The organism is Paraburkholderia sp., from assembly GCF_026225065.1.
In the GTDB taxonomy this organism is placed as follows: domain Bacteria; phylum Pseudomonadota; class Gammaproteobacteria; order Burkholderiales; family Burkholderiaceae; genus Paraburkholderia.
In genome coordinates, this window is record NZ_JAMFSB010000416.1 from 1 (window position 1) to 7,780 (window position 7,780).

General features: G+C 61.2%; 6 protein-coding genes. 2 read left to right on the top strand and 4 right to left on the bottom strand.

Translation table 11 applies throughout. The features are described 5' to 3' along the window. Both M0954_RS28640 and M0954_RS28645 read left to right on the top strand, forming a co-directional pair. On the top strand, nt 1–802 hold an 802-nt coding region (locus M0954_RS28640; RefSeq protein WP_367279545.1), incomplete at its 5' end, for a nitric oxide reductase activation protein NorD. 176 nt (nt 803–978) lie between these two features. Further along, entirely contained in the window at nt 979–2,175 is a 1,197-nt protein-coding gene (locus M0954_RS28645; RefSeq protein ID WP_297356863.1) for a mechanosensitive ion channel domain-containing protein, read from the top strand. Nucleotides 2,176–2,213: 38 nt separating this feature from the next. Here M0954_RS28645 and M0954_RS28650 read toward each other — a convergent pair whose 3' ends face one another. The 4 genes from M0954_RS28650 to preA form a co-directional block, all read right to left on the bottom strand. Further along, nucleotides 2,214–3,626, bottom strand: a complete 1,413-nt coding sequence (locus M0954_RS28650) for a CocE/NonD family hydrolase (RefSeq protein ID WP_297356865.1) — start codon at nt 3,624–3,626, stop codon at nt 2,214–2,216. Nucleotides 3,627–3,838: 212 nt separating this feature from the next. Continuing rightward, nucleotides 3,839–5,290 carry a dihydropyrimidinase gene (gene hydA, locus M0954_RS28655; RefSeq protein WP_122151811.1) on the bottom strand — a complete coding sequence of 484 codons (1,452 nt, stop codon included), beginning with the start codon at nt 5,288–5,290 and terminating at the stop codon, nt 3,839–3,841. A 101-nt stretch (nt 5,291–5,391) separates the two neighbouring features. After that, nucleotides 5,392–6,903 (bottom strand): NCS1 family nucleobase:cation symporter-1, encoded by a 1,512-nt coding sequence (locus M0954_RS28660; protein ID WP_297356867.1) that lies wholly within the window; start codon nt 6,901–6,903, stop codon nt 5,392–5,394. Between the two features lie 145 nt (nt 6,904–7,048). Next, on the bottom strand, nt 7,049–7,780 hold a 732-nt coding region (gene preA / locus M0954_RS28665; protein ID WP_297356869.1), incomplete at its 5' end, for an NAD-dependent dihydropyrimidine dehydrogenase subunit PreA.

Below are 7,780 nucleotides of genomic sequence, written 5' to 3' on the forward strand. Positions count from 1 at the left end.
GCGTCTCGAAGCCGCCATGCCAGGCCGTCGGGTCCTTGACGATCACACATCATCGGCACGGCGCGTCAGGGCGATGCTCAATTCGACACGGGAGCGCGCTGTCAGCGGCAGGACTCGGGAGTTCGAAGGCGATGTGCTCGATCTCGACGCATGCATCGCGGGCCGCATTGATGCGATGCGCGGCGAGCGGGACCGTTTCAAGGGTTTCGTCGCGCCCCGGCTGCAGGCGCGCGGTGTTCCGCTAGCGGTACTGTTGGACCTCTCGGCGTCGAACGCGTTCGATGGGCGCATTCATACCGTGCTCGACGTAGCTCGCATACTTGGACAAGCGCTAAACACGGGCGACCGCCCTTATGCGATGTACGGCTTTCACTCCGATGGGCGGCATCGCGTACGCTTTCACGTGTTCAAAGACTTCGACGAGGTGTGGAGCGCCTCGACCGAGGCTTATCTCGCACGGATTCGGCCTGGCCTGTCCACCCGCTTCGGCGCGGCGCTGCGGCATGCCGGCGCAAGAGTTAGTCACGAGGCCACGCGCATGGGCTTGTCCAACGCCAGCCTGTTGACGGTGTCCGATGGCATGCCGTTCGACATCGATGTCTTCGATCCGCGCTATTTGCGCGAAGACACGCGCCGTGCTTTGAACGAACTCGCGGTGCGCGGCATCGGATGCGGGTGTCTTGCCCTCGATCCGCAGAGGCTCGAAGACGCGAAAGCGCTCTTCGGACGGCGCCGGGTTGCCCCTCTCAATGACCTGCATGGTTTGCCATCGGCGCTGGGCGCGCTTATATCTGCCACCTGACAGGCCAGCGCCACTACAATACCGCTTGAGACGCCGAAGACTGCACCGTATGCGCCATTTATACGGCCTGCACCGCACCAATACTGCAGCAACACCGGGCGGCCAGTTCGCAGTGCGCGTATTAAGTGCATGCGGAACCTCTGCAGAGAACAGCCTGCTCACGACTGAGAGGATCTATGTTCGACGGCATCTTCCACATCGTGACGGATCGGGACGGAAACCGTCATTTCTATGCCTATAGCGACAGCACTGCAGTCGCCACGCTTCTCGTCATAGCGCTGCTGTTGTTTATAGCCATCATCAGCGCGCTCGGTTACTACCTCACACGCTTCGTCATGCTGAGGATCGTCGCCCGGCTTGCGCGCGGCGAACGGCGTATGTGGCTGCGTTCAGCCGAGAAACACAAGGTATTCGACCGCCTCGCGCCGCTCGGGCCCGCGTGCTTCCTTTATCTGTCCGCCCCGCTGCTATCGGGTCTGACGTTTCCAGTGGTCCCCCTGCTGGGACCACCGCTCGAAACTATCTCGGCGTGCTACATGGTTTTGACGACGCTGCGCGCCGCATTCGCATTCCTCGCCAGTATTGAAGACCGCTATAGCCACTACCCGCATGCGAACGAACGACCCATCAAGAGCTTCCTGCAGGTCACTACCATCGTCCTGTACATCGCTGCGCTGATCGCCCTCATCTCCCTGCTGCTGCATCGCTCACCGGCCTATTTTCTCACTGGCGTAAGCGCGATGACCGCGCTCCTGATCATCATCTTTCGCGATTCGCTGCTGGGTTTCGTGGCCAGTATCCAGTTGGCTGCGTATGACATGCTGCGTGTGGGCGACTGGATCGAAGTACCAGGCTTCGTCGCGGACGGCACGGTTATCGACATCGCCTTGAATACGATCAAGGTGCAGAACTTCGACAACTCCATTGTGACAATACCGAGCTACGTACTGCTAACTAATGGCGTCAAGAACTGGCGCGGCATGGTCGAATCGGGAGGACGGCGTCTCAAGCATCCCATTCACATGGACGTCGATAGCATCCGGTTTTGCGATGATGAAATACTCGCAAAGCTGAACGCGAGTACTGATCTGATGGCGCCCCTGAGCCTCACGAACGAAGGCCCGCGCCTCACCAATCTCGGCCTGTTTCGCCACTATCTGGTCGGTTATTTCCGCCAGCATCCCGCGGTTCGAACGGATATGCCGCTCATCGTCCGGCTCTTGCAGGCGACGGAATTCGGCGTGCCGCTAGAGGTGATCCTGTTCGTCAACGACACCGACTGGCATTCGTATGAAGGCATCCAGTCGGATATGCTCGACCATGCCTACGGGATCGTGCCGCTGTTCGGCTTGCGCGTCTGGCAGAAGCGCTAGCGGCTGGCTGCTAGCTGCGATCCAGGCTCGCAGCCACATTATTTACCCTGCCACACCACATCGCGATTTACCGCATACAAACGGCAGCCGGCATGCCCGTTCGCGCAGTAAGCCAGTGCATCGTTAATCGGATCGATTCCCCAGGCGTAGCCCCAGGCACCGTCCGGCGCGATCGCAAACGCACGTGGAGTGCGCAGGCCCAGAAACTTCGTATAGACCCGGCGACCGCGCTCACTCAGATAGGGCACGGCGGAGACGTCGGCCAGGGCTGCGAATTTCGTGCTGGGCGGTTCCGATTCGAGCCGCGGCCAGACCACCGTGTTGTCCACCGCATAGAGCTGGCAATAGCGGGTGACCTTCCAGCATTTGTCCATCGCACTCAGGCTCGGATCAAAACCGCCGGAGGCGTACACCACGTTCGTCGAACCGATTGCGATAGCACGCGGCAGCGGCGCGGCGAGAAAGCGGCGATACACATCGTCGCGCTGCTTGTCGGTTAGAAACGGCACGGCGTCGAGGTCATTGATATCCGCATACGCGCTCGATGTACGCGCGCGATCCGGCAAATACTCGGGGTCGACCTCCTGGCTCGGCATGCCGATGCTCGCAAGGAACGTATCGGCCTTCTGCACCCACAACGGCAGACCGGCTCCGGATGCGGTCATCGCGTGAGCGTCCTTCTGGAACACACCGTAGTCGACCAGTTCCGCACGGGCGCCCGCAGCGGTGTACTGTTTGAACATCGCCTGCCAGGTGGGTGTGGCGAAGATCTGGTCGTTCTCACCGAAGAACCAGATTGAAGGCAGTTTCGTCTGCATGCCGAATTGGTGTGCCGCGCTAATCAGGCTCGCATCCGGACTCTTGCAGTCGGACTCCTTCACGCCCCCAGCGAAGCTGACAAGTCCCTTGACGTCAGGCGGATTGAGCGAGCCGAACGCGAGGGTATTCCATCCGCCCATGCTCTTGCCGGCCACCACGATATGCGAAGTATCGATACCGGGTAGTTGCTTCACATAGTCGAGCACCTTGCGGATGTCTCGAGCCGAATCGAGACCGAGCGCGGCGACGTCGCAGCCGTGCGGCCTCGGATAGCCCTCGGAACCGGCATAGCCGCGCATCATCGGCAGCGCAACTGCATAGCCGCGTGAAAGGAAATAGTAGGGAATAAAGTTGTCGGCGACGCGCGGCGTATTGGGCAGATCATGCGACGCGCCGTGATTCACGATTACGAGCGGAAACGGGCCGCCGTGCGATGGCATGAACAGCGTCACCTGCAGGCGCAGCGGCGGCGACGACTCGACCGGCACGCTAAGCAACTGTTCGTTGAGCGGCGCGCGTGGCGCGCTATCAGGCTCGACCGTGACGGACGAGGCAGCGAAACCTGACCGCATCGACAAGGCGAGCAGCAGCACAAGAAGACACAAAACGAACGACGAGATCGAACGCAACATACGCGGCTGGTTTAGTTGTTAGCGCGAGCGGGCTTGAATCAGGCTTAGGCCAAGGCAGTACCTGCCTGCTCCCGTTTAACGGCAAGCCACGGGAAAACTGAATAGCCGCGAGCGCTCAGGGCGAGCGCCCACCCCTCTTCTACACGCTAACAACCTCGACATCGCAAGCGCGCGGCGGCATTCACGCACCGTCCGCGCGCTCGCCATACCGCCTACCGCTCCACCGCGTGCGGCTCCTTGAGCTTGTTGGCTACCCGGATCGCGTCGAAGTAAGCCGCATTCGGTGGGCGCTTCAGATACTGGCCCGCACCGCGCACTGCGCGCAGGTCGCCATCGGTCCACGCCAATGCACCGCGAGTCAGCGTGTGTGTAGCGACGCCCTGCACCGTCATGCCTTCGAACACGTTGAAATCGACCTTCTGGTGATGCGTCTTGACCGAAATCGTCTTGCTAGCTGTTGGGTCCCAAACCACCAGATCTGCATCCGCTCCCACTTGCACCGCCCCCTTGCGCGGATACAGATTGAAAATCTGCGCCGCGTTGGTCGAGGTAATGCGCACGAACTCGTTAGGCGTGAGACGCCCCGAATTCACCCCGTGATGCCAGAGCACCGACATGCGATCTTCAACTCCACCGCAGCCGTTTGGAATCTTCGTGAAGTCCTCGCGGCCCATGGCCTTTTGCGACGCGCAGAACACACAGTGATCGGTAGCCGTAGTGTGTAACTGCCCTGCCTGCAGTCCGCTCCACAGCGCCTCGCGATGCTCGGCCGAACGGAACGGCGGGCTCATCACGTGCGCCGCGGCACGCGTCCAGTCCGGATCGCGATAGACGGCCTCGTCGATCACGAGGTGCCCCGGCAAGACTTCACCGAATACCCGCAGGCCTTCGCTGCGCGCCCGGGCAATCGCGTCGGCCGCGTCTTTCGACGACACGTGCACGATATACACCGGCACCCCCAGCACCTGAGCGATGCGAATCGCCCGGTTGGCCGCCTCGCCTTCCACTTCCGGCGGCCGCGAGAGCGGATGCGCTTCCGGCCCGGTGATGCCGCGCGCAAGCAACTGGCGCTGCAACTGGAACACCAGTTCGCCGTTTTCCGCATGGACTGTAGGCAACGCGCCGAGTTCCAGCGAACGCGCGAAGCTGTTCACCAGCACTTCATCGTCGGCCATGATGGCGTTCTTGTAGGCCATGAAGTGCTTGAAACTCGATACGCCATGCTCATGCACGAGCGTGCCCATGTCGCGGTGCACCGATTCGTCCCACCATGTCACCGCCACGTGAAAGCCGTAGTCGGCCGAAGCTTTCTCGGCCCAGCCGCGCCATGAGTGAAACGCCTCCATCAGCGACTGGCGTGGGCTCGGAATCACGAAATCAATGATGCTCGTAGTGCCGCCCGAGAGACCCGCTGCTGTGCCCGTATAGAAGTCGTCGCTTGCGGTGGTGCCCATGAAGGGCAACTCCATATGCGTATGCGGATCGATGCCGCCCGGCATCACATACTGTCCATGCGCGTCCACAATCGACGCGCCCGCCGGCGCCTCCAGCTCCGGGCCCACCTGCAGGATCGTGCCGCCGTCCTGCGGGTCAGCGCACAACACGTCTGCCCGCCAGCTACGGTCCGCGTCGATTACCGTGCCGCCACGAATCAGGATCGTCATCTTGCTGCCTCCTCATTGACTGCTACGTATTCATTGCCGTTGCTGCTGCATCGAACCGGCGCTGACGGTTTTTTTTCAGCCGCACCTGCCCGATGCCCGCCTCATGCGCTGGCAACCCGCGCACTCGGCCCTTTGCTCAATTTCATCCAGGCGATGTAGACGATGGACGCGAGCGCAAGACCCACGAACCACGCATACGTGTAGAGCGTATTGAAGAATGCCGGAACATTAGCGAACATCGCCGGAAACGCGGTATGCAGAAAGCCCGGCAGATTCGGCAACACCCCTACCAGCAGCGCCACCACCGCGCCGATATTCCAGCCACCTGTGTAACTGTACTCGCCGTTTTCGTCGAACAGTTCGCGCTGATCGAGCTCCGTGCCGCGAATCAGGAAGTAATCCACCATCAGGATACCGGCCACCGGCCCGAGCAAAGCCGAGTATCCGACCAGCCACGTGAAAATATAGCCCTGCGTCGTGGCCAGAATCTTCCACGGCATCATGACGATTGCGACCGTCGCCGTAATCATGCCGCCCACGCGATACGAAATGCCTTTGGGCCACAAGCTCGAAAAATCGTAAGCAGGCCCGACGAGGTTGGCTGCGAGATTGCAGCACATCGTATCGAGCGTCAGGATCACCAGCGCGACGCCCACGCCAATGCCGGTCATGCGGCTCGTGAGATCGATAGGATCCCAGATCGCCTTGCCATAGATCACCACGGTGGCCGAGGTCACCACCACGGAAATCACCGAGAGCAAGGCCATTGGCGCCGGCAAGCCGATCGACTGGCCGATGATCTGGTCGCGTTGTGAGCGGGCAAAGCGTGTGAAGTCGGGAATGTTCAGCGCGAGCGTAGCCCAGAAACCGACCATTGCGGTAAGCCCCGGCCAGAATGTCACCCAGAAAAGGCCCTCCTTCTTGCCGCCGGCCACGAACTGCGACGGCGCCGAGAGCATCGAACCGATACCGCCGGCCTTCGACGTGGCCCACCACACGAGCGCAATACACATCACCACCTTGATCGGCGCCGACCAGCTTTCCAGCCAGCGGATCGAATCGGTGCCGTGCACAATGAAGTATATCTGCAGGGCCCAGAACACGAGAAAGCACGCCAGTTGCCCGACAGAAATATCGAGGAACGGCAGGGCATCTCCATGCAGCGCATTGCCAGTCAGGATGTTGAGTAGCGTATAAATCGCGCTGCCGCCGAGCCAGGTTTGGATCCCATACCAACCGCACGCGACGATCGCCCGCAGCATGGCCGGCAATTTCGCCCCTTGCGTGCCGAACGACGAACGCACCAGCACCGCATAAGGGATCCCGTGTTTCGCGCCGGCATGGCCGATCAGCAGCATCGGCACCAGCACGATCAGATTGCCGAGCAGCACCGTGACGACTGCCTGCCACGGCGACATCCCCTGCTCCGTCAAGCCCGCGGCGAGCATGTACGACGCGATATTCATCACCATCCCCACCCACAGCGCGGCGAAGTGATACCACTTCCACGTGCGCTGCGCGACGCCGGTCGGAGCCAGGTCATCGTTGTAAAGACTGCTGGCTTGCGCGCCGGCCGCTAGCTGCGGATCGGCGGTTTGCGCTGACTGCTTCATTGAAGTATCTCCACTTCGTCGTTGTGACCTGCGCCTCTTCTCGCCATGCTTCAGGAGACGTCAGACCGGATGGGAACCAGGTTCAGTACAAGTGCCTCGTGTGCTACGGGTTCTTCTTTGTTGTGCGTTGTTATGCGCTACTACTTCAGGCCGCTTTCACGGCGGCCTGCTGCCCGGCCTGCGGTGCCGCTTGCTGCTCCGCCGCATTCACGCTAGCCGGGTTGTTAGGATGAGTGGTCCAGTTCGCGTACTCACCCGCGTCGACACGTTCCATCGTGATGCACTCGTCAACCGGGCAGACGTGCATGCATAAGTTACACCCAACACACTCGGAGTCCACCACTTCAAAATGCCGTACACCATCCTTTTCGCGCGTGATGGCCTGATGCGCGGTGTCTTCGCAGGCGATATGGCACAGCCCGCACTGGATGCACTTGTCCTGATCGATGCGCGCCTTGATGTCGTACTTGAGATTCAGGTACTTCCAGTCAGTCACGTTAGGCACCGCGCGGCCGCGAATGTCGTCGAGCGTGGCGTAGCCTTTTTCGTCCATCCAGTTCGACAGGCCGTCGGCGAGATCGGAAACGATCCGGAAACCGTAATGCATTGCCGCCGTGCAGACCTGCACGCTGCCCGCGCCCAGCACGATGAATTCCGCCGCGTCGCGCCACGTCGAAATGCCGCCGATGCCGGAGATCGGCAGATCCGGCGTCTCAACGTCGCGGGCAATTTCGGCCACCATGTTCAGCGCGATCGGTTTGACCGCCGGTCCACAATAGCCGCCGTGCGTGCCCTTGCCGTCGACAATCGGCAACGGCGCCATCACGTCGAGGTCCACGCCCACGATCGAGTTGATCGTATTGATCAGCGACACGCC